The organism is Leminorella richardii, from assembly GCF_900478135.1.
GTDB classification, from domain to species: domain Bacteria; phylum Pseudomonadota; class Gammaproteobacteria; order Enterobacterales; family Enterobacteriaceae; genus Leminorella; species Leminorella richardii.
Genome location: NZ_LS483470.1, coordinates 831541 through 852395 on the forward strand (window position 1 = coordinate 831541; position 20855 = coordinate 852395).

20 protein-coding genes, 1 tRNA gene and 1 pseudogene are annotated in these 20855 nt (G+C 52.3%); 10 read left to right on the plus strand and 12 right to left on the minus strand.

Features of this window, described 5'->3' with window-relative positions; all coding sequences use genetic code 11:
* The first annotated feature begins 21 nt into the window (after positions 1-21).
* On the plus strand, positions 22-1530 hold the full coding sequence (gene pdxR / locus DQM29_RS03875) for a MocR-like pyridoxine biosynthesis transcription factor PdxR (protein ID WP_111739398.1): 1509 nt from the start codon (positions 22-24) through the stop codon (positions 1528-1530).
* 159 nt (positions 1531-1689) lie between these two features.
* Positions 1690-2145: a GNAT family N-acetyltransferase gene (locus tag DQM29_RS03880; protein WP_111739399.1), complete on the plus strand. Its 456-nt coding sequence runs from the start codon at positions 1690-1692 to the stop codon at positions 2143-2145.
* Positions 2146-2289: 144 nt separating this feature from the next.
* Here the strand turns inward: DQM29_RS03880 and DQM29_RS03885 are convergent, their stop codons facing one another.
* Together DQM29_RS03885 and DQM29_RS03890 are read right to left on the minus strand one after the other, a co-directional pair.
* Positions 2290-3507, minus strand: a complete 1218-nt coding sequence (locus tag DQM29_RS03885) for a sensor histidine kinase (protein ID WP_170126485.1) — start codon at positions 3505-3507, stop codon at positions 2290-2292.
* Positions 3508-3698: 191 nt separating this feature from the next.
* The gene (locus tag DQM29_RS03890; RefSeq protein WP_111739401.1) at positions 3699-4364 is read right to left on the minus strand and encodes a response regulator; all 666 of its coding nucleotides are present in this window, start codon (positions 4362-4364) and stop codon (positions 3699-3701) included.
* A gap of 361 nt (positions 4365-4725) precedes the next feature.
* Here DQM29_RS03890 and DQM29_RS18680 point away from each other — a divergent pair, with 361 nt between their 5' ends.
* Together DQM29_RS18680 and DQM29_RS18685 are read left to right on the plus strand one after the other, a co-directional pair.
* A complete protein-coding gene (locus tag DQM29_RS18680; RefSeq protein WP_415270857.1) occupies positions 4726-4896 on the plus strand; it encodes an IS1/IS1595 family N-terminal zinc-binding domain-containing protein in 171 nt (56 codons plus the stop codon).
* A 208-nt stretch (positions 4897-5104) separates the two neighbouring features.
* Positions 5105-5275, plus strand: coding sequence for an IS1/IS1595 family N-terminal zinc-binding domain-containing protein (locus tag DQM29_RS18685; protein ID WP_415270858.1), 171 nt, complete (start codon positions 5105-5107; stop codon positions 5273-5275).
* A gap of 391 nt (positions 5276-5666) precedes the next feature.
* Here the strand turns inward: DQM29_RS18685 and DQM29_RS03895 are convergent, their stop codons facing one another.
* From DQM29_RS03895 to DQM29_RS03920, 6 genes and pseudogenes are all read right to left on the minus strand, one after another.
* On the minus strand, positions 5667-6617 hold the full coding sequence (locus tag DQM29_RS03895) for a nucleotidyl transferase AbiEii/AbiGii toxin family protein (RefSeq protein ID WP_111739402.1): 951 nt from the start codon (positions 6615-6617) through the stop codon (positions 5667-5669).
* On the minus strand, positions 6610-7005 hold the full coding sequence (locus tag DQM29_RS03900) for a DUF6088 family protein (protein WP_111739403.1): 396 nt from the start codon (positions 7003-7005) through the stop codon (positions 6610-6612). Before DQM29_RS03900 ends, DQM29_RS03895 begins: the two co-directional genes overlap by 8 nt.
* 70 nt (positions 7006-7075) lie before the next feature.
* A pseudogene (locus tag DQM29_RS03905) lies at positions 7076-7349 on the minus strand (DUF4942 domain-containing protein); the annotation flags it as partial.
* A gap of 142 nt (positions 7350-7491) precedes the next feature.
* Positions 7492-7576: transfer RNA gene (locus DQM29_RS03910), tRNA-Leu, on the minus strand.
* A gap of 128 nt (positions 7577-7704) precedes the next feature.
* Positions 7705-8496 carry a DeoR/GlpR family DNA-binding transcription regulator gene (locus tag DQM29_RS03915; RefSeq protein ID WP_111739404.1) on the minus strand — a complete coding sequence of 264 codons (792 nt, stop codon included), beginning with the start codon at positions 8494-8496 and terminating at the stop codon, positions 7705-7707.
* A 48-nt stretch (positions 8497-8544) separates the two neighbouring features.
* Complete coding sequence (locus DQM29_RS03920) at positions 8545-9441, minus strand: sugar kinase (protein WP_111739405.1); 897 nt, start codon at positions 9439-9441, stop codon at positions 8545-8547.
* Positions 9442-9639: 198 nt separating this feature from the next.
* Between DQM29_RS03920 and yihU the strand changes: the two genes are divergently transcribed.
* The 6 genes from yihU to DQM29_RS03950 all read left to right on the plus strand — a co-directional run bounded on the left by yihU (position 9640) and on the right by DQM29_RS03950 (position 16499).
* The gene (gene yihU / locus DQM29_RS03925) at positions 9640-10527 is read left to right on the plus strand and encodes a sulfolactaldehyde 3-reductase (RefSeq protein WP_111739406.1); all 888 of its coding nucleotides are present in this window, start codon (positions 9640-9642) and stop codon (positions 10525-10527) included.
* A gap of 78 nt (positions 10528-10605) precedes the next feature.
* Positions 10606-11445 carry a class II fructose-bisphosphate aldolase gene (locus tag DQM29_RS03930; RefSeq protein WP_232054855.1) on the plus strand — a complete coding sequence of 280 codons (840 nt, stop codon included), beginning with the start codon at positions 10606-10608 and terminating at the stop codon, positions 11443-11445.
* A 55-nt stretch (positions 11446-11500) separates the two neighbouring features.
* Complete coding sequence (locus DQM29_RS03935; RefSeq protein ID WP_111739408.1) at positions 11501-12511, plus strand: zinc-dependent alcohol dehydrogenase; 1011 nt, start codon at positions 11501-11503, stop codon at positions 12509-12511.
* Positions 12512-12680: 169 nt separating this feature from the next.
* On the plus strand, positions 12681-14126 hold the full coding sequence (locus tag DQM29_RS03940; RefSeq protein ID WP_111739409.1) for an MFS transporter: 1446 nt from the start codon (positions 12681-12683) through the stop codon (positions 14124-14126).
* Positions 14127-14180: 54 nt separating this feature from the next.
* Positions 14181-15548 carry an MFS transporter gene (locus DQM29_RS03945; RefSeq protein ID WP_111739410.1) on the plus strand — a complete coding sequence of 456 codons (1368 nt, stop codon included), beginning with the start codon at positions 14181-14183 and terminating at the stop codon, positions 15546-15548.
* 36 nt (positions 15549-15584) lie between these two features.
* A complete protein-coding gene (locus DQM29_RS03950) occupies positions 15585-16499 on the plus strand; it encodes an aldose epimerase family protein (protein ID WP_111739411.1) in 915 nt (304 codons plus the stop codon).
* A gap of 65 nt (positions 16500-16564) precedes the next feature.
* Here DQM29_RS03950 and DQM29_RS03955 read toward each other — a convergent pair whose 3' ends face one another.
* The 4 genes from DQM29_RS03955 to lptF all read right to left on the minus strand — a co-directional run bounded on the left by DQM29_RS03955 (position 16565) and on the right by lptF (position 20821).
* On the minus strand, positions 16565-18088 hold the full coding sequence (locus DQM29_RS03955; protein WP_111739412.1) for a multicopper oxidase family protein: 1524 nt from the start codon (positions 18086-18088) through the stop codon (positions 16565-16567).
* An 87-nt stretch (positions 18089-18175) separates the two neighbouring features.
* Complete coding sequence (locus DQM29_RS03960; RefSeq protein WP_111739413.1) at positions 18176-18505, minus strand: hypothetical protein; 330 nt, start codon at positions 18503-18505, stop codon at positions 18176-18178.
* Between the two features lie 142 nt (positions 18506-18647).
* On the minus strand, positions 18648-19724 hold the full coding sequence (gene lptG / locus DQM29_RS03965) for an LPS export ABC transporter permease LptG (RefSeq protein ID WP_111739414.1): 1077 nt from the start codon (positions 19722-19724) through the stop codon (positions 18648-18650).
* A 2-nt stretch (positions 19725-19726) separates the two neighbouring features.
* Positions 19727-20821: an LPS export ABC transporter permease LptF gene (gene lptF / locus DQM29_RS03970; protein WP_111739415.1), complete on the minus strand. Its 1095-nt coding sequence runs from the start codon at positions 20819-20821 to the stop codon at positions 19727-19729.
* Between the last annotated feature and the right edge of the window lie 34 nt (positions 20822-20855).

Consider the following 20855-nt stretch of genomic DNA (forward strand, 5'->3'; position numbering starts at 1 on the left):
TAACGGACTGAAACGCCAGCTATGTTAACTGAGAAACACATTGAATACCTTCGTGAACAAAAAGCGCAGGCCTTGCAGAAAGGAGCATCAGGGCTTTTGACGGAAGCGCTGGTTAGCGCTCTTAAAGCGATGATTGACCAAGGCGAGTTTGCCCGCACTCAGCGGCTGCCACCAAGCCGCGTTCTTGCGGCATCGATTCAGGTTTCCAGAGGGACGGTAGAGCGCTGCTACTCGGCGCTGGAGTCCGAAGGCTATGTGCACCGGGAGGTAGGGCGCGGTAGCTTTATTTCCCCACGCGAACGCCCACTGCTAGGGAAGCGTTCAGTGCTACAGCCTACACTGGATAACGCGTTCTTTTCGAATACCGCTTTAAGCCGCAGGAGTACAAACGGCGCTCAAATTGCCTTCGACAGCGTACCCTATCAGCGGCCTTTCACCCCCGGGGTTCCCGAAACGCGAAACTTTCCAATGCACATCTGGTTAAAGCTGTATCAGCAAGTAGCCAAGGAGGAGGGCGCTCTGGCGATTGGCGGCAGTCGGGTTAAAGGCAGCGAAGCGCTGTGTGGCGTTATCAGCGACTATTTACGTGCGGAGCGCGGCGTGAGGGCAAGCGCCGAGCAGGTCATTATTGTTAGCAGCACTCAGCAGGCGCTGTCGCTGTGTGCTCAGGTGCTGGCGGACGCCGATGACACGGTTTATATGGAAAACCCCGGTTACCCCGGTGCCATTCGCGCGTTTCGCGCCGCACAGCTGAATGTACAGCCGATTTCAGTGGATGACAGCGGCATTGACGTTGAGTCTATAAGCCGTTCGGCTGTGAGAGCGAAGGCGATTTATCTTACTCCGTCTAATCAGTATCCCACCGGCAGTATTCTCTCACTACAGCGCCGCCTAGCGCTGATTGCTCAGGCAAAGCAGCGCGGGATGTGGATTATTGAAGACGACTACGACAGCGAATTTCACTACAGCGGCGTTGCCACAACGTCTCTACAGGGGCTGGATGGCTATCAGCGAACGATTTATTTAGGCACTTTTAGCAAAACGCTGCTTCCCGCGCTGGGTGTCGCCTATATGGTGGTGCCCGAGCCGCTTGTTGAGCCGATGGTGGCTATGCGTAGGGCGATGGACGGCGCTGTCTCGCCGCTTACTCAGTTGACGCTGGCCAGGTTTATGCAACAGGGTCATTTCAGAGAGTATGTCCGCATCATGAGGAAAATGTACGCTACGCGGGTGGAGCGTTTTATCCAGCTGTTGAAGCAGTACGTTGGCGACAAAGCGACGATTATCTATCCCGAATGCGGCCTACAGGTTCTGTGTCTGGTGGAAAATAAAGCCATTGAGCGATTCGTTATTGCTCAGTCGATAGCGTCAGGCATCGCCTTACAGGGGCTGTCCGACCTGTGCTGTGGAGACGACGCTCTGTCGGGCTGGGTGATGGGATTTGCCGCGTTTGATCCTATAGAGGCCGAACGCTATGTGAAGCAGTTTGCCGATATTCTTCATCAGTATGATGAGTATGATGGAAAATAGATCAGCGAGCGCCGCTTTTCGGTTTTAGCCGTATTAAAAATTGGTCCCTCAAAATTCATAAATTGGTCTATTAACCCGATGAAGTCGGGTGTCTATATTACTCTGGCTGAGTTAATGGAGCTCAATAAGGACTACATAAAGACGACAGTCGGAGGGGTTATGAAAAAAACAGCGGAAAACGTCACCATCAGAGCGATTACTGAGGCCGACCGGCAGGAATGGCTTTCACTATGGCAGCAGTATCAACACTTCTATCGGGCAAAGATTACGCCAGAAGTAACGGCAAACACCTTCTCGGCGCTGTGCGAGGGGAAGGATATTTGCGGTCTGGTTGCCGTTGACGGCAGTAACAGGCTGCTGGGCTTTATGCATATTGTTTACCACGCCTCGACCTGGAGCGACAGAGACTATTGCTACATTGAAGATCTCTTTGTCGATAAGTCGGCACGAGGAGAGAACGTTGCTGAAAAGCTGTTTGATGAAGCCTATCGTCAGGCTGAAGCGCGGGATTGCAGCCGCGTCTACTGGATGACGCAGGAGTTTAACTCTTCGGCTCGCTCCCTGTATGACGTTATTGGCAAGCGCACGTCGTTTGTGATTTATATGAAAAACTAGCTTAATACACTCGTGAAGACAGCAGTGGGGCGGTAAAAGACTCATTATCGCCCACTTATTTTTTGTGGCTGCTCGATGTACCCCAACGCTTTCTCGGTTCCCAGCACTTGCCTAGTGACCGTTTTCTAACGATATACAGTCTCCTTAGCGGGGATATGTCGCTCTTGGCAGTCGGATAATCACTTTTAATCCTGAGCCGTCTTCCTGGCTGTGAGTTAACTCAATCGTGCCGTGGTGCTGAAGTATGACGGCGTGAACAATAGAGAGTCCAAGGCCACTGCCGCTTTCTGTTTGGTCAGGCGCGCGGAAGAAACGGCTGAATACGCGTTCGCGCAGGACGTTGTCGATCCCTGGACCTCTGTCGCTGACAACCAGCTCTATCTGATTGTCTACCCTATGCAGGCTGATGGTCACTGTGCTTTCTTTGGGGCTATATTTAATCGCGTTCTCGACGAGATTGTCGGTGAGAGAAATTAAGCCTTCCCGATAGCCATCAATAAAGAGTTCAGGTTCAGACAGGAGCTCCACTTCGATATTTTTCTGCCAGGCTAAGCCGGACAGAACCGCTAATCTCTCCTGTAGCAGGCTTTCTAGGTCAATGAGCGCGGTGGCACTGTTGTCAGCGACATCATTACGCATCAAGTTAAGCAGCTGACTGACCAGACGCGTTGCTCGCCAGTTGCTGTTTAGGATACCGGTAAGCAGTTCATTGAAATTATGGCCTTTGGCTTGCTGTTCCAGCGCTTCAACGTGGATCCGCATGGCGGCTAACGGCGTTCGCAGCTCATGCGCGGCATCGGCAATAAAGCTTCGCTCTCTGGCACTGCTGGTTCTTAGCCTTTGCAGCAGCATATTGATGTTATCCACCATCGTTACCAGTTCTTTATGTTTAGGCTTAAAGGTGAGCTCGGTTAAGTCTCTGGGGCCTCGCTGCGAGACTTCATGTATCACTTTATTAAGCGGCCTTAGGCCGATATAAATCGTTAACCAAGCGGGAAAAAGCAGTAGCGGCAGGCTGATGATAATCGGCGTTAGATAGAAGTTAGTAGTATTGACTGTTGAATAGAAGACGCCCATCTCCAGCTGACTCAATAGAAACGTCACGTAAATATCTGACTCTAGCGGCTTGCTGGTATAGGTATACCAGCAGCTTCCCTGACTGATACTGCAGAGCGTTTCAAGCTTATCAGTGCTTCGATAATGTAAGTCTGACGGCAAATGTGGCGAACGGTAAACGATCTGGTCTCCTTGCTGTATCATGACTCGATAGGCAAATCCTGGCATATCGCCACCGTAGTCCTGCTGTAGGGCAAGATCGAAGCGATGAATAAAGTGTTGCCGCTTCTCGGGATTGTCCCTCATCTGTTCGGTTAATTCCGCCAGTAATGTATAAGTTTGCTTAAATTTTGGAAATTCTGAACCGAGATTATGGGGTGACATAGAGTACAAAAGGGTAGTCAGCCATATCACCGTGAGTAAAAGCATTTGCCAAAACAGTAATCGGCGAACTAAGGTTGGCTTGGTCAGCCAGAAAAAAAAGTGTTTGATTATTTTCATGTAGAGCGTTGATCAATAATATAGCCAACTCCGCGTACTGTACGGATATAGCCATCGCCTATTTTTCGGCGCAGGTTAGCGATATGAACATCAAGGGTGTTGCTAATATTATTATGGCCGCCGGAAAGTACCTGCTCTTCCAGCTGCCGTCGGGTGACTACACGATTAATCCGTATTAGCATCGTTTTTAATAGTGCATATTCGCTGGCGGTAAGTTCTAGCGGTTTTCCCTGTAGGCTAACGCGGTGAGTTGAGATATTTAGCGTGAGTTCGCCAATAGAAAGCATCTTGCCGTCAAAACCGTAGCTTCGCCGTACTAAAGCACGCACTCGTGATAAAAGTTCTGATAGTTCAAAAGGTTTAACTAAATAGTCATCGGCACCGTTATCTAACCCTCTCAGCCTATCGCTCAGGCTGTCTCTGGCGCTGAGAATAATGACGGGTAAGTCCTGATGCTTCCGATGTACTTTATTGAGCAGGCTCAACCCATCTCCGTCTGGCAGGCTTAAGTCCAGCAGGATAAGGTCACACAGGTTATTTTCCAGATATCGGACTGTCGCAGAAAGCTGGCGAAGCCAGACGACCTCCATGCCCTGTTCAGAGAGCGCAATGCGAATGCCGTTGCCTAAATCTAAATCATCTTCTAGCAATAATATTTTCATAATCCTTTACTCGCTTGCTCAAAGAGTCGCCTGATTCTTCATTTAATCACGCTATTCTAAAGAAAACATGAAGAGTATGAAGCGTTGTTTCTTCATGCAATCTTAAGCTTGTGCTCATGTTCTCTTAATTCTATCTGTAAATACTATTATTAGGTAACTTAATTGGGTTGATTTTTATTTAAATATTATAAGTAAAGAGTAATGGTCTTGATTTACTTATGTGATTTATTTGTATTGAATTAACATATTTTAGTTTCTTGATGTTATTTAATTTATTTGAGAATAAATGATTAACTAACTATTAATGATAAGTTTTGTTTTTTGAAAGTGTTTGTTTGTTAAGGTCTGTTTTGGAGTTGCTATGTTTAAATTTAACGTTATTTGCCGATATTGTTCAAAGAATGATGCTATTAAAAAGTATGGGGTGTCATATTCAGGACGCCAGCGTTATTTATGTGGTCACTGTAATCGGACATTTCAACTTGTTTATGCTTCAGAATATAAAAACGTCTGTGAGGTAAAGCTTAAGTGAAGTGGCAAAAGTAAGAAAAGCTTAGCTCTCTTTTTACTGGCTGATTTAACTGTGGTTTTTTACCCTTTTTAGTCAATTAACGGAGGGCTGCGTGACGTTTTAGTAGAAGGTTTTTATAGGAAAGGCGAGTGTTAGGCCGTCTTGTTGAAAGAAGGTCAGACGTCAAAAGTGGCCTATCAAGGAAGTAAGAAAAAAAGGAGAGAAAGTGATGTTTAAAGTCAAAGTTCAACCTCCCTGTCGTCACTGTCAGCAGACACAGCATGTTAAAAGACACGGTACGGCGCGTTCAGGGTATCAGCGCTACTACTGTCAGTCCTGCAAGCGAACTTTTCAGATAAAATACATTTACGCAGTGCGCGAGCCTGCTTTATCAAATTGAGCGCGAAAAAGCAGTATGCTTTTTTATATACATTCACAGACAGCGAAATTGGCCGCAGCCACTCGATTGGAAGCGTGCGGTAATTTCTACCTTTGGCTGTTGCATAAAACTTGCTGAACCTGAATGTCAGGCACAAAAAAGACGCCGATTGGCGTCTTTTGCTGTATCCATACTGAAAAAGCATGGTGCTGAGGCCGGACCGTGGTCAGTGTATTATTTATTTGAAATATATGAAATTGTTTAAATTAAAAATCACATTATATACTCACATGTATACTCATAGCTATTCTTTGAAAAAGGGTTTACCAGGCTCAGTTGCTTATCACCACCTTCTACAGGTTCTGTTGATATTATTTGTAATGTTGCAATTTCACTCCGGTTTCCATGTTGCTTAGTCAGCATTCAGAATGGCTAGCGCGATCTGTCGGAAACTGGCGTACGCTTCATCCCATGAGGCTTTACGTGCACCATACACCATCGGAGCAACAAACTGCTGGTAGCGTGTCTGATAGAGCGGATTACACGCCAGCTCATCCAATCCCATTTTCAGTTCATCAATAGGAGAAGTACAAAACTGCGGGTATTGACTGCCGTAACGTTGAATGTCCTGCTCGATGGTTCGCTGAACATAATCAGTAAGCAGGGGCATATTAACGCCACCCGCTTCAACAATACAGTATGTGTCGTAGATATGACGTACCAGAGAAGCGTCGTCAAATCGTTCCACATCTCGCACTATTGCCGCCGTTCGGCGCAGCATCGCCACGAGTTTTTCAGCCTGAGTATTGGCAACCGTAGCGCAAGGAAACGCTGAAACAACGGGTGCTTTTCCCGTTAATGCCGTTATCAGGGAGTGAATATCCCGCGGTTCCGGCGGCTCCAGTAAGTTTGACTCCATCAGTTCCAACCGGATAAAAGGCCGTAGGCAAGGTGCCTGTGCTACGCGCTGAGGGTAACGAACCGGAATATCGCTATAGCAATACTCATCCCTTGTCACTTTTGGGTAGTCGTCATCAAAACTAAACACATCCGTTGTAGTTATCGCGCCGGAGATTGCCAAGACAATCGCTTTGCGGGTATTTTTTCTCTGGTTACGTGAAAGCGCCTGAAAAGCCGCTGTTGGTACCAGCTTAATATCTACGTCTTCTGACATTCGGTTGAGCGCAACGCCGGATTTTGCCAGTGCGGTGCCTCCGGCGAATACTAGTTGGTGAGTGTCAAACGTCAGCTGCTTGAGTAAACGTAGGAGCTCAACGATATAGTGATCCTTTTCCACAATAGCGACGGACTCTATGCCAAGCGCATCCGCGACATCAGAAAAAAGAACATTCAGGTCATCCATTGAGTTTACTGCTCCCTACTGACAGTGCGCGTTTAAAACGCGAAGAGGTTTTGATTTCTGGTGATGCTGGGATCTGCGTGGAGTTACCGCTGTTATAGGCTTGCGTTTCTTCGGCAAGGCGATAGCGTACTTTCAGGCGCTCAAGCGTTTCAACGATCACCGCTGAAGATCCTCCAGGCGCGGCAGGCATTACTTTACCGGTGATGCTGTTTTGGCGGGCTTTGGTGTATACGCCATATCCTACTTTTAGTAGTTGCCCTTCTTTGATCAGATCGCGCAACACTCTGCCAACCTGGTCGTAGCCTGCAATGTCTTTGAAATCGTCACGAGTGAATACATAGCGTTTTGAACGTTTCAGTCGTGACTGAATGCGTGCTTTTATCGTCATATTCGCCTCCTGAGTCACAGTATAAAGAATAGCAAACATACGACATTTTTAACAGCAAACATACGACATTTCATTTGGCAGTCAATGCGCCCGGGTAATGCTTCGCCACAATGTCATTCATCCTATCCACCAAACCAGCTGCTTGAACGTCAGGTGCCCTGAACCTTTCTGAAAGTAGCGGATGTGGAAAAACTCATCTTCATAAACCTGCTGCTTGGGATTGTCGTGGATAAAGTCCATCAGCTTTATGGCGATATCGTTACGGTTGTCCGGGATCGTTTTGCCGTCCAGCAGGTAGAGCATGCATTCCAGGCCAGGCTGTAGCCCCAGCGATCGTAGGTTACGGTGCTCATAAGTCGCTTAATGTGGGTTGATTTAGATTGACGGTAGTAGAGAAGAAATCGTGGATAATCTTGTATTATATTGATTTTATAAACAAAAAAAGACGTCAATCGACGTCTATTGTTGTATCCACATCTAGAGATATGGTGCCTGAGGCCGGACTCGAACCGGCACACCCGAAGGCGGTTGATTTTGAATCAACTGCGTCTACCGATTTCGCCACTCAGGCACTGGGGGATACGGAAAACCTCGGCATTATACCTGCCCTCAGAGGTGACGCAAGGACTATTCCTCAAAAATTCGTCTGACTGATATGAAAATAACCGCCTTCGATAGAAGGCGGTTACTGTGGTCTTTTTACTCTTCTTTCAAGACGCTGGCGACGTGAATCTCGACCTGATGCTGTTTCAAATGTGAAGCCAGTCGCGCGGGCGGCATTTCATCGGTAAACAGCGCTCTGGCCTGACTGACGTTGCCGATGTCCACTGCCGCTGAAGCGTGATACTTGGTGTGGTCTGCTGCCAATAGCAGGTTGCGGGAGTGAGCGATCATCGCTTTGACTACCGCCGCTTCGTTCACATCAAACTCCAAAAGGCTGCCGTCGCTTTCCAGCGCACCCATGCTGGTGATCAGATAGTCAGCGCGAAACCCCTCGACAAAGGCAACGGCGCTGGGGCCGATGATCCCTCCGTTGTGGCGGCGAACGGTGCCTCCCGGCACCATGACTTCAAACTCCGTGTGCTTATAAAGCAGATGAGCGACCCGCAGGCTATTGGTGATAATGCGCAGGTTTTTACACACTTCCAGCGCTTTAGCGACCTGTTCAACAGTGGTGCCGATAGTGATAAACAGCGTGCTGCCGTCTTCAATGTAGTCGGCAATTTCCTGAGCGATAGCAATCTTTTCGCGGGTATAGGAAATCTCCCTCTGTTCAAAGGCGGTATTAATCACGCTGGACGCCCGTCCTGCACCGCCGTGGTGGCGCGAGATAAAGCCCATGTCGCTGAGCTTTCGAATATCGCGGCGCACAGTCTGAGTGGAGACATCAAGGATCTGTGCCAGCTCTTCAATATTCATATAGCCGCGCTCGGCAATCAGCGCGATCAGGCGGTCGTGTCTGGGATTTCCCGTCAGCTCCGTCAACGCCATTGTTAGTCTCCCCTTAATTGACATCGCTTAAGACTATGTTTGTCCATTTTATACCGAATGTGACAAAAAATCGTCTGTTTGTGAGCGAGTTGGGATACCTTCTCTGCCTCCGGGGCGGGTACATTTCAGGGCAGCGACCGCGTTAGCGAAGCGAACGGCATCATTGATCTCCATCTTGGACGCCAGCGCATAGGCCAGCGCGCCGTGGAACACGTCACCGGCACCTGTGGTGTCGACCACATTGACGCTAAAACCAGCTCTGTGGCTCAGGCGACCTTTCTCTATCCAGGCACAGCCCTTAGAGCCTTGGGTGACATAGGCAATACCCTGCGTTGTTTCAGCTGCCAGCTTAAGCCCCGTCAGAGCGTCGCTTTCTCCGGTCGTTTTTTTCAGGCCCGGCTCTGAAAATACTGCGTGATCTGACAGGGCGACCAGTGAGTGAATATCCTGAGGCGTCAGATCGGCATCCAAAAGCGTTGGAACACCCGCTTCACGCGCTCGCGCCAGCGCATACTCAGCTCCTTCATGCCAGCGGACGTCAGCCAGCACCATGTCGTACTGTGAAAAATCAATATTGCTCATCCAGCTTGCGTCACTGAGCAACTCAGGGCTGGGGTGATTGATGATAATTCGCTCTCCCTGACGGTCGACTAAAATTGCCGACTGAGACGAGCGGGCGTGAGAATACACGCGAGTCAGCGAGACGTTAACGCCTTCTTGTTCAAGTTCCGCCAGCAGGGTTTTTCCCGCCGCGTCGTCTCCCAGTCGACCGATAAAGTCGACACTGGCGCCTAGCCTCGCTGCCGCAACGGCCGCTGTCGCCGCAGGCCCTCCGCCGATTTCTTTATAGTCACGAGCTACGTATTTACCGCCGCCGTCCGGCAGCGTTTCTACGTAATAGAGGCGATCCTGAACCGCGATGCCAACGCAGGCGATCTTCAGCATAGTTAGACTCCTTTTATATTCCTGTCTGAATTGTCAGATGTTGATCTCATTGTGTCCATTTTAATTCATTTAAATGTTAAAAGAGTGATTGGTGTCACTTTAATTACTAAAAACTACAAATATCATCACATCAATTCCAATAAATGACAAAAAATGACAATTCTGGTCAAGTGGAGTCAACGTGAACAGGAGGGGGAAATGGCGGAGATAGCCTTTATCGGGCTGGGACAGATGGGGTCTCCAATGGCGACCAATCTGATTAAGAAAGGACATCGGCTGTCGGTATATGACATAAACGCTCAGGCCGTTACCACACTGAGTGAGTTGGGCGCCACAGCGGCCAGTAGCCCGGCGGAAGCCGCCAAAGGGGCGGAGTTTGTCATCACTATGTTGCCAAACGGCACTCTGGTTCAGGACGTGCTGTTTGGCGAGCGTGGCGTAACGCAAACCCTGAGCCGCGATGCGCTGGTCATCGATATGTCGACTATTCATCCGTTGGAAAGCGACCGCCTTTGTCAGCGGATGAGCGAGGCCGAATTTAGCTATATGGACGCGCCAGTCGGCCGGACCTCGGATCACGCTATTGCCGGTACGCTGCTGATTCTGGCAGGAGGAACCGCAGAGCAGGTCGATCGCGCGACGCCGATCCTGATGTGCATGGGGTCGGAGCTGGTCAACTGTGAAGGGCCAGGCATGGGGATCCGCGTCAAGCTGATTAACAACTATATGAGCATTGCGCTTAACGCGCTGTCCGCAGAGGCAGCGGTCATGTGCGAAGCGCTGGGCCTGCCGCTCGACGTGGCGGTGAAGGTGATGTCCAACACGCCTGCCGGAAAGGGGCACTTTACTACCAGCTGGCCGAACAAGGTGCTTAAGGGTGATTTGACGCCGTCGTTCATGATCGATCTGGCGCATAAGGACTTAGGCATCGCGCTGGACGTTGCCAATCAGCTTCACGTTCCGACACCGCTTGGCGCAGCGGCGCGTGAGGTTTACAGCGTGGCTCGCGCAGCGGGAAGAGGGCGACAGGACTGGACGGCCATTCTGGCACAGGTCCGCACACTGGCGGGACGCGCCGCCGACTAGCGTTATTCACGACGAACAAATAAGCAGATAAACAGAACAGTAAGAGAGACAACTATGCCGTACATATCGGGAAAACAAATGATTCAACAGGCCTGGAAGGGCGGTTACGCCATCGGAGCTTTCAGTGTCCACAATGCCGAAACTATTCGCGCCGTGCTTCTGGCGGCCAAGGAGGAGCGAGCGCCGGTGATGGTGCAAATCGGCCAGCGGGTGATCAATACCCTAGGGCTGCTGCCAATGAAAGCCATGGTGGACGCTTTTATGGCTGAGTGTGACGTGCCGGTCTGTATTCATCTGGATCACAGCCGCAGCTTTGAGCAGACCATGGAGGCGGTTCGCGCCGGCTTCCATTCCGTGATGTTTGATGGCTCCCACCTGAGTTTTGATGAAAACGTGAGAATAACCCGTGCGGTTGCCGACGTTTCACACGCTTTGGGTGTAGGCTGTGAAGGGGAAATCGGTAAAATCGGCGGCACAGAAGACGATATCTCCGTCGATGAAAAAGATGCCTTTATTACCAGCTGTGAAGAGACGCTGTCGTTCTCACAGGGCACTACCGTGGACTATCTGGCCGTCTCTATCGGCACGGCGCACGGCATTTACAAGCAGGAGCCTAAGCTGGCGTTTGGCCGGCTGGCGGAAATTCGCGACGCGGTGAAAAAGCCGATTGTGCTGCACGGCGGCTCCGGCGTGCCGGACGAGCAGATCCGTAAGGCCGTTGAGCTGGGCGTAGCGAAAGTTAACGTCGATACCGAACTGCGTCAGGCCTTTACTGAAGGTGTGCTTGACGTGTTGGGGCACGATCCGCACGAGTACACGCTGGCTCTCTCGCTTGGTCGCGGAACGGACTTTATGAAAGAAAGAGTGAAAGAAAAAATTCGCCTGTTTGGAAGCCACAACAGAGCGGCGGACTTTTAGGCCGCACTTTAACGAGCTGACCCCGATTTCTTTTTGATTAGATAAGGTTGCCATTATGAGTAAAGTGACAAATGTCCTGTTTTCGGCCGTAGGCCAGGTAGTAACCGAACATCGTGACGTTGAGGATAAGGCGCTGGCACCGCATGAAGTGCGTATCGCTCCTATTTATATGGGTATCTGCGGTTCTGATTTACACGTGCTGGCAGATGGCCATCCGTTTGCCAAGCCGCCTATCGTGCCCGGCCATGAAATTGCCGCTCGCGTGACTGAAATTGGTTCTGACGTGACTAACGTCAGTGTCGGTGACCACGTGGTGGTCGATCCCATTATGGCCTGTATGGAGTGCCGAGCCTGTAAAGCCGGGCGCTTCAACCTGTGCGAACCGCCGCAGGTAGCGGGTTTCCGCGCGCCGGGTTTTGCCCGTTCCTCTCACGTGGTGCCTGCCCGCAATCTTCACATTGCGCCTAAGTCTCTGCCGCTTAACGTTCTGGCTTTTGCCGAGCCTGCGGCCTGCGCGCGCCACTGCGTAAACCGTATGCCAGAAGCCTCACGGGAAATCGTGCTGGTGATTGGCGCAGGCACCATTGGTCTGTCGGTGGTTCAGGCGCTGCGCATTATGGGCGCGAAGGACGTTACCGTCGTTGAGCCAGACGCTAAAAAGCGCGAACTGGCGCTGAAGCTTGGCGCTCGCCGCGCGCTGGCGCCGGGTGAACTGGCCGCTGAGGAGCGTTTTACCGGTGTTATCGACGTAGTGGCCGCTCAGGCGACCCTGATGGAAGCCTGCACGAAGGTCATGGCGGGCGGCACCGTGGTTTGCATGGGTGTTCCTAGCGGAAACCGCGAAATCCCGCTGCCGAGCATGCAGCGCTTTGAACGGGATCTGATCAGCTCCGGTATGTACGTTCCTGAAGACTTTGACGTGGTCATCGAATGGCTGGCGGACGGCCGCTTTGATACCCGCGACTTAGTGACAGACGTCTTCCCTGTGGAGCAGGCGTCGCAGGCGTTCGTTAGGGCGAAAGAGTCGGACTCTATTAAGGTTCTTATCCAGTTCGCTAAGGACTGATCGACAGACGCCTTTGGCTCCTCGAAGGGGGGAGCCTGATTTCAGACTATAACAACAACGATACACAAAATCTTTCAAGGGGCATCGAGGCGGCAAGTGAGTACCGCCATCGAAAAGGCAGCTTGAAGGATGAAGTGGACACTATTACTGAAATAGTAAGGACACCATAATGACACACTCTTCTGCCCGAACGACTTACCGGATAAGCCGTCCGCAGGACGTGATTGACATCGTTAACGCTAACTCTGCGCTTCGCTCCAATATCGGTATTGTGCTGATCGCGCTGGGTGGCATTTTGATTGACGCCTATCAGGCAGCAATGGTCGGCTTTGGTAATAAATATATCGCTGCCGAGTTCGGCATTTCTCCCGGTCTCGCCGCAACCGTTAACGCCTCAGTGCTGATTGCCGCCCTGATTGGCGGGCTGCTGGCAAACCGGGTGATTAATACTTTCGGTCAGCGCAAAGCGTTTCTGATCGGCATGGGCATGTGTACCCTGGGCGCTGCCGCAGTGGCCTTTGCGCCTAACATTTGGTGGGTGCTTGCTGCCCGCGTCATTATGGGATTCGGGCTGGGCATCGATTTCCCTCTGGCGACCAGCGCTGTGGCTGAGCTTCGCGGAACATCGTCGAAGAAGTCGGGTTCCTCGGTAAACCTGTGGCAAATGGGATGGTATGTCTCTACAACGATCGTGTATCTGGTACTGATCCCGCTGCACTTTGCCGACGTGGCGGAAAGCCATCTCTGGCGCTACGGTATCTTTATCGGCGCTGCGTTTGCCGTGCTGGTAATGATCCTGCGCTATGTCTTTATGGGGGAGTCAGCCATGTGGGCTGCCCGCGTTGGTAAGTACGACTTGTCTTGCCAGATACTCAAAGAGCGCTACGGTATTGACGCCCAGGTGGCAGAAAACGTCCAGAACACGCCACAGGTTGAGAAAAAGGCCAAGATCGAAGGCGCTTACTCCGTCCTGTTTAATAAAACCTACCGCCGCCGCACTCTGTTAGGCTGCATTGTTGCGACGATGCAGGCGTGGCAGTACAACGCAGTGGGCGTTTACTTACCTCTGACGCTGGCGGGCATCCTCAGCGGCGGCCTGACGGGCGCGCTGACCGGCTCTGCCGTGGTGAACGCCTTGTGCGGCGTGACCGGTGGCGCTATCGGTTCGCTGATTGTCAGCAAAGTGGGTTCTCGTCGTCAGTCTATGATTGGCTTTGCCATGGTGACGATTGCGCTGCTGGCGCTGGGCGCGCTAGCCACGACTAACCCGTGGCTGTCTCTGGCGCTGCTGGGCTCTATCATCTTCTTCCACTCTGCCGGACCGGGTGGGCTGGGAATGACGATTGCGACGCTTTCTTACCCACCAAGCATTCGTCCAGCTGGCGTTGGCTTTGCTCGCGCCATTATGCGTACGGGTGCCATTGCCGGGCTTATCTTCTGGCCAATGCTGTGGGGAAGCCTGAATACACAGGCCTTTTACTGGCTGGCAATTGTACCGTTTATCGGCTTTGCCACCTGCCTATGCATTCGCTGGGAGCCTATTGGCGCTAACGTTGATGCGGAAGACGAAGCGGTGCTGGCACAGCTGAGCAAGAGTCAAAATCGACATGAGTAACCTTTACCGCCGGCGCTCAGCGTCGGCGGTATTCGCCGTAGAAGGAAGCAAGCGATGAAGACGAATAATAATCACGGCGTCTCCAACGATGGGCTGTCAGACGCCGCAATGCGTCGGGTGGTCGCCGCCAGCTTTGCCGGCGCGCTGTTGGAATGGTACGACTTTTTTATTTTTGGTACGGCAGCGGGACTAGTGTTTGGACCGCTGTTTTTCCCACAGGAAGATCCCATCGTTGGCACCATTGCCGCTTTCGCCACCTTCGGTGTCGGTTTTTTGGCGCGCCCGCTGGGGGGAATTGTCTTCGGCCACTACGGCGATCGAGTTGGGCGCAAGGTAACGCTGATTTGGACGTTAATCATCGTCGGCTTGTCGACTTTTCTTATCGGTTTACTGCCCACATACGCCAGCGCGGGCGTGTGGGCTCCAGCGCTGTTGGTTGTTCTACGCCTGATTCAGGGCTTCGGTCTGGGTGGAGAATACGGCGGTGCGGCGCTGATGACCATTGAATCAGCCCCAGAGCACAAGAGAGGCTTCTTAGGTTCCCTACCGCAAACGGCGGCTTCAGCGGGCATTATGCTGGCTACTGGTGTATTTGCTCTGTGCAACTGGCTTCTGACGCCGGAGCAGTTTATGGCGTGGGGCTGGCGCATTCCCTTTATGCTGTCCGCCGTGATGCTGGTGGTCGGCATGTATATTCGCCTGCATACCGAGGAAACCGGTGATTTTCGTCACGCTAAGCGTGAAAGCATGGCGCAAAAGCGGGAGATCCTGACTGTGCCGATGAGCGATAGGCCGTCAGAGAAGGCAATGCGAAAAGAATCTCTGCCAATCGTCGAACTGTTTCGCAAGCACCCGCGCAATATCTTTCTGGCTCTGGGTGCAAGGCTGGCAGAAACCGTCTCTTCAAACATGATTAACGCCTTCGGTATCGCCTACCTGTCGACACAGCTGGCGATGGACAGGCAAATTCCTCTGACGGCAATGCTGATCGCTTCCGCGATTGGGCTAATTTCCTGCCCGCTTATTGGCTGGCTGTCAGATCGCTTTGGTCAGCGTGTGTTTTATACCCTTGGTGCAGCGTTTTGTGTCGCCTTTGCTTTCCCGTTCTTCTGGCTTCTCGGCACTCAGCAGCCGCTGGCGATCTGCTTAGCCATGATTATTGGCTATAACCTTGGCCCGACTATGATGTTTGCCGTTCAGCCGACCATGTTCACCCGCATGTTTGGCACTAAGGTTCGCTATACCGGCCTGTCTTTTGCCTATCAGTTTTCCGCCATTCTGGGAGGAATGACGCCTCTTATCGCCTCTTCGCTGCTGGCGCTTGGCGATGGGAAGCCTTGGTATGTGGCCGCTTACTTTGCACTGATTTCCGCCGTTTCGTTTATCTGCGTTAGGCTGATCCGCCAGCAGGAAACGGAATAGGTGAGAACCGCTTTTTAAAGAAATGAGGACAGAACGATGACCACAGAGACAAAAGAGAACCCCTATTTCGCGGTTCGCCGAGCGTTTGATGCCCCTTGGCCGGGGCCGCGCGGAGCGAAAGTTGAGATCGCTTCAGGCTCCCTGCGGGCAGTTATCTACCCGGAGGACGGCTGCCGACTGGCTTCCCTCAATGCCTTTGGCTATGAGTTGCTGCGCCAGTGGAATCCGCAGCGCCGAGCGTTTCAATACGGCTGCTTTCCCATGGTGCCGTGGGTAGGGCGCATGGGCGGCGCCGAGTTGAGCTTTGAAGGAAAAATCCACGCGCTGCCAATGAACAAGCCGCCCCACGCGCTGCACGGCATGGCCTGCTTTGGCGCGTGGGAGATTGTAGAGACGTCACCCACGGAGGCGGCGTTTAGGTTGAGACTGGATAAGCCTTGGCCGTGGCAAGGCGAAGTGATTCAGCGCTTTACGCTGAAGGACAATACGTTGACGGTTAGCCTGCTGGTAAAAAGCGACGGTGAACGTTTTCCTGCCGCTGCCGGCTGGCACCCGTGGTTCGCCAAGTGGACGGGCGATACAGACTATGTCAGTCAGGCTCCAATAGGGGAGGCCGACGAACAGCTAAGGGTAACGTTTAACGCCAACTGGCAGGAAGAGCCCGGCGATAACGAACTGCCTACCGGCAGGCGCATTGCACCAAGACCGGGGCCGTGGGACGACTGCTTTGGCTTTGATAACGGCATGTCCGCCGAGCTGCTCTGGCCGGGAAAAGTGCGTTTGGCGATGAGCTCAAAAGCGCCGTCGATGGTGGTGTTTGACAAGCAGCCCGACGCCGCCTGCGTTGAGCCGCTGTCCGGCCCGCCGAACTGTGTTAATACGGCGCCAACGGTGGTAATGAAAGACGCGCCGCTGTTTATTGAGAGCCGCTGGGAGATTACTTCTCTATAAATGAAAGACCCGTGAGATATCAATGAAATAAAAACGGGGCTCTGCTGAGCCCCGTTTTCTAATTTCTACACCACCTCTAACTGCCCCATCATCCCCAGCGTTTCGTGTTCAAGAATATGGCAGTGGTACATTCGTAGCCCTTTGTGGTGCTGTGCCATTCTGATGCGCACGCGTTCATAAGGCTTCAGGTTAACGGTGTCTTTGTGCCCCACATAGTCGGGTTTTCTTACCTGACCGTTAAGCCTGTAGTCCACAATGGTGAACTGGGTGCCGTGCAGGTGGAAGTTGTGGTCCATATGGGAGTTATTGAAGATTTCCCACTCTTCCACATCGCCGAGTTTACTGGTGAGGTCGACACGGCTAGGGTCGTGCTTTTTGCCGTTGATCAGGAAGTTCATGCCGGACATGCCCATGTCCATGGTTTCCGTGTACTCCAGCGTCTTTGTGGCGACGGGCTGGCCCAGTGTAGGCAGGGTGCGAAGTGAAGCCGGTAGCGTAGGCATTTCACTCTGGGTCATTGCAACGGTTGCCAGCGTGCGAACCCCTTCAACGCCGCTACAGCCCATTTTCCCTCTATCGTAAGAGAGCGACTGTAGGCTTTGCTGACCAGTTTTTGTCGGCACAATCAGCACTTCTGCTCGTTCTCCCGGCGACAGCAGTAGGGCATCGACCCTGTGGGGCTGTTCAATCAGGCCGCCGTCGGTGCCGATAACATAGACGTTAGCCTCATTTAGCGCCAGATTGAGATAGCGACCAGAACAGGCGTTCCAAATCCGGGCGCGAGTTGCTCCGTTGAGGGTAATTTGCGGGCGAAGGGCTCCGTTTATCAGCACAAACTGGCCTTCGCGACCGTTCATCCAGTCCATCATCGAGTTATCAGCGATTTTTCCGTCAGCGTCTAGCTTTAGATCAGAGAGCAGCCAGTCCTGTACCGGAATGTGGGACAGCCTGTCCTGCTTTGGCTTGACGATAAACGCCCCTGCCAGCCCGCGGAAGGCCTGTTCAGCAACGGTATTGTGGCCGTGTGGGTGATACCAGTAGGTACCCGCGCAGTCTTCCGGCAGGGTAAAGCGGTAAGTTCGGGTAGCTCCCGGCATAACTTCATCCTGAGGATTGCCGTCCTGATCGGGAGGAACGGGCAGGCCGTGCCAGTGGAGGGTTGTTGGCTGTGGGAGCTCGTTTTTGAAGGTGATATCTACCGTGTCGCCTTCAAATACCTCAATGGCCGGGCCGGGAATTTGGCCGTTGTAGGCCCAGAATTCGGTCATTAGCCCGTGAGCTAGCTCAACGCTGATGGGCTTGGCGGTTAGATTGCCGGTAAAGGTACCGGCTGTTCCGCTGACGTTGGCTAATTTCGGCAGGGCGGGAAGGGTATTACCCTGAGGCAGCGCTGATTCAGGGAGTAGATGGCTACTTCCCATATGGCCGCTGGCGCTGCTGTTTGACATGCCGTGACCGGACATTTGCCCGTGATCCATGCCGTGCCCGTTTGATGAATGTCCCATTGTCTCCCGCTGGGCCAGCACGTTAGTGGCTGCCAGCGCGCCAACGGCGGCGGCGATTTTGGTTAAAAACAGTCTGCGATTCATAATTATCCTCTCTTCCGCATAGATTGCGGGCTGGCGCAAAGCGCGGCTCTGCGTCAAAAATTGATGTTATCTGATACTAAAAATAGGCTAAGAACGATAACGCCTTGGAGGATAGGGTTCAGGAGACAGCGAGCGGGAGTATTCGCTTTCGTTGACTGTACGGTGTGATTCACGCTCATCGTCACCGCTGAACGTCAGTAAAATCGTGGGGAGAGCAAAAATGCACTGTGCGCAGTGGGCGGCGTCAATGCAGTGGGTTTGGCATGAGGTATCGGCTTTGGCGGCTGCGTGATGGTGCTCTGATGCAGTGGTTTCCTGGCTCGCGTGGCTACAGCCGAACGCCAGTGCGGAAAACGCCGCGCCGGAAAACAGCAAAGCCAGTATGAAAAACGCGCCGGTCAGCCAACGTAAACGCATAGCAGCAAGCTCAAACCTCGATGACAAATGGGAAAAATAGCGTATCGGCAAATGTTAGCGCCGAGTTAAAGGTGTTGCAACGCAATTTGCGGTTCTTTAAACAACGCCCCTTTCAAAGTGCGGGTTTGAAAGGGGCGGCTGCCTAGCTCCGCCGTCTGAGAAGGAACAGGCTTAAGGTGAGGAATACGGCGCTGGGCAGCAGTGCGCCCAGCATGGAGGGCACGTTATAGATATTACTGAACTGCCCAAACACTTCGTTGAGCACGTAAAAAACGAAGCCGCAGGCAATGCCGGTGACGACGCGCACGCCCATTGGCACACTGCGCAGCGGGCCGAAGATAAACGACAGCGCCATCAGCATCATCACGGCAACGGATATCGGCGTGAAAATCTTCTTCCAGAACAGCAGTGAATAGCGGTTGGCTTCTTGACCACTCTGCTTGAGGTACTGGCTGTATTCGTACAGACCACTGGCGGACAGCGATTCAGGATTCATGGCGACCACCCCGAGCTTGTCCGGCGTCAGGTTGGTTTTCCATTCTTCATTCAGCGTCTGAGTGCCAACAATTTTATTGGTTTGGCTGAGGTCGGACTGATCGACCTGAGACAGCGTCCAGCTTTGCCTATCCTTATTGTAAACGGCTGTACCGGCGTAGCGGACAGACTGCAGCTTGCGGGCTTCGTCAAAGTGATAGATGCTGACGCCGGAAAGCTCGCTTTCGTTTACAACGTTCTGAATATAGATAAAGTCGTGGTTGTCCTTTGCCCACATGCCGTCTTTGGTAGACAGTAACGAGCTGCCGTACAGCATCTGCGCGCGCACGTTACGCGCCGTCTGTTCGCCGATAGGCGCAACCCATTCGCCGATCGCCATCGTCAGCAGCACTAGCGGGATGGCGGTTTTCATCACGGCGCTGGCAATCTGTAAACGAGTAAAGCCGGACGCTTCCATGACTACCAGTTCGCTGCGGGTCGCCAATGCTCCCAGACCCAAAAGTGCTCCAAGCAGCGCAGCCATAGGGAAGAAGATTTCGATGTCTTTCGGCACGCTCAGAAGAGTGTAAAGCCCGGCGCCCCAAACGTCATAGTCGCCCTTGCCGGTTTTACGCAGCTGATCGACAAATTTGATAATGCCGGACAGGCTGACCAGCATAAACAGCGTGGCCATGATGGTGCTGAGTATCGTCCGGCCGATGTAGCGGTCTAATACGCTGAACATAATTATGCCGCTCCCTTCAGTTTTGCACGCAGGCGGCGCATAGGCAGGGTATCCCACAGGTTGAGCACTATGCCCAGCGCTAAATAGGCAGCGTTAACAACCCAGATCCACATCATTGGATCAATTTTCCCACGAGCTGCGTTGGATTTAAGAGAGCTCTGCAGTAAAAAGTAAAGCAGATACAGCAGCATCGCGGGCAGCATACTGACCACGCGACCCTGACGAGGGTTCACTTCGCTTAAAGGAACGACCAAAAGCGCCATCAGCGGAACGGAAATAATCAGCGTCAGGCGCCAGTTCATTTCGGCTTTAGCCTGATGGGTATCCATTTTTGCGAGCGCTGAGAAGCTGGCCTGCTCCACGTCGCTATCATCAAGGGCGATTTCCTGATGACCGATGACTGCCTGATAGGCGTTAAAATCGGTGATGCGGAAGTCGCGCAGCATGGCGGTACCCTCATAGCGGGTGCCTTTGTCCATAAAGATGCGCTGATTGCCCAGATTGTCTGATTCGATGTGGCCTTTATCAGCAACGACCACTGAAGGCCGCTGATTACCGGAAGGGCGAAGCTGTGCTAAAAAAACGTCAGTGAACTGGTTGCCGTCCACTTTGCCGACAAACATAACGGCGTTGCCGTCCTGAGACGTTTGGAACTGACCTTCAACAAGAGCGCCCAGACTAGGGTTAGCCTTGGCGTCAGCAATCAGCTTTTCCTGACTGATGGCAGACATGGGGCTAAACCACAGTGCGTTAACGGCGGCAGCAACGCCGGTCAGTAGAGACAGCGTAAGGGCTGAAATCAGCAGAATATTTTTACCCAGTCCGCAGGCGTGCATCACGGTGATTTCACTTTCCGAATACAGCTTGCTGAAGGTCATCAAAATGCCGAGAAACAGACTAAGCGGCAGAATAAGCTGTGCCATTTCCGGAACGCCCAGACCGAGCAGGGAAAACACGAGGTTTGCCGGAATGTCGCCTTCAACCGCCATCGACAGCACTTTGACCAGCTTCTGACAGAAAAAAATCAGCAGCAGGATGAACAGGATCGCGATCTGACTCTTGAACGTTTCCCGGATCAAATATCTAATGATTATCAAGTTAAATACGCCTGTGAAAACTTGTTTTTTTGCA

What these genes read in the sequence shown, in the direction of transcription:
- DQM29_RS18685 (WP_415270858.1), top strand. Translation starts at nt 5,105, where the DNA reads ATGTTTAAAGTCAAAGTTCAACCTCCCTGTCGTCACTGTCAGCAGACA.
- DQM29_RS03960 (WP_111739413.1), bottom strand. Translation starts at nt 18,505, where the DNA reads ATGCGTTTACGTTGGCTGACCGGCGCGTTTTTCATACTGGCTTTGCTG.
- DQM29_RS03935 (WP_111739408.1), top strand. Translation starts at nt 11,501, where the DNA reads ATGAGTAAAGTGACAAATGTCCTGTTTTCGGCCGTAGGCCAGGTAGTA.
- DQM29_RS03880 (WP_111739399.1), top strand. Translation starts at nt 1,690, where the DNA reads ATGAAAAAAACAGCGGAAAACGTCACCATCAGAGCGATTACTGAGGCC.
- DQM29_RS03900 (WP_111739403.1), bottom strand. Translation starts at nt 7,005, where the DNA reads ATGACGATAAAAGCACGCATTCAGTCACGACTGAAACGTTCAAAACGC.
- DQM29_RS03950 (WP_111739411.1), top strand. Translation starts at nt 15,585, where the DNA reads ATGACCACAGAGACAAAAGAGAACCCCTATTTCGCGGTTCGCCGAGCG.
- DQM29_RS03920 (WP_111739405.1), bottom strand. Translation starts at nt 9,441, where the DNA reads ATGCTGAAGATCGCCTGCGTTGGCATCGCGGTTCAGGATCGCCTCTAT.
- DQM29_RS03885 (WP_170126485.1), bottom strand. Translation starts at nt 3,507, where the DNA reads ATGAGGGACAATCCCGAGAAGCGGCAACACTTTATTCATCGCTTCGAT.
- DQM29_RS03915 (WP_111739404.1), bottom strand. Translation starts at nt 8,496, where the DNA reads ATGGCGTTGACGGAGCTGACGGGAAATCCCAGACACGACCGCCTGATC.
- DQM29_RS03940 (WP_111739409.1), top strand. Translation starts at nt 12,681, where the DNA reads ATGACACACTCTTCTGCCCGAACGACTTACCGGATAAGCCGTCCGCAG.
- pdxR (WP_111739398.1), top strand. Translation starts at nt 22, where the DNA reads ATGTTAACTGAGAAACACATTGAATACCTTCGTGAACAAAAAGCGCAG.
- DQM29_RS18680 (WP_415270857.1), top strand. Translation starts at nt 4,726, where the DNA reads ATGTTTAAATTTAACGTTATTTGCCGATATTGTTCAAAGAATGATGCT.
- DQM29_RS03930 (WP_232054855.1), top strand. Translation starts at nt 10,606, where the DNA reads ATGATTCAACAGGCCTGGAAGGGCGGTTACGCCATCGGAGCTTTCAGT.
- DQM29_RS03895 (WP_111739402.1), bottom strand. Translation starts at nt 6,617, where the DNA reads ATGGATGACCTGAATGTTCTTTTTTCTGATGTCGCGGATGCGCTTGGC.
- DQM29_RS03890 (WP_111739401.1), bottom strand. Translation starts at nt 4,364, where the DNA reads ATGAAAATATTATTGCTAGAAGATGATTTAGATTTAGGCAACGGCATT.
- DQM29_RS03945 (WP_111739410.1), top strand. Translation starts at nt 14,181, where the DNA reads ATGAAGACGAATAATAATCACGGCGTCTCCAACGATGGGCTGTCAGAC.
- yihU (WP_111739406.1), top strand. Translation starts at nt 9,640, where the DNA reads ATGGCGGAGATAGCCTTTATCGGGCTGGGACAGATGGGGTCTCCAATG.
- lptG (WP_111739414.1), bottom strand. Translation starts at nt 19,724, where the DNA reads ATGTTCAGCGTATTAGACCGCTACATCGGCCGGACGATACTCAGCACC.
- DQM29_RS03955 (WP_111739412.1), bottom strand. Translation starts at nt 18,088, where the DNA reads ATGAATCGCAGACTGTTTTTAACCAAAATCGCCGCCGCCGTTGGCGCG.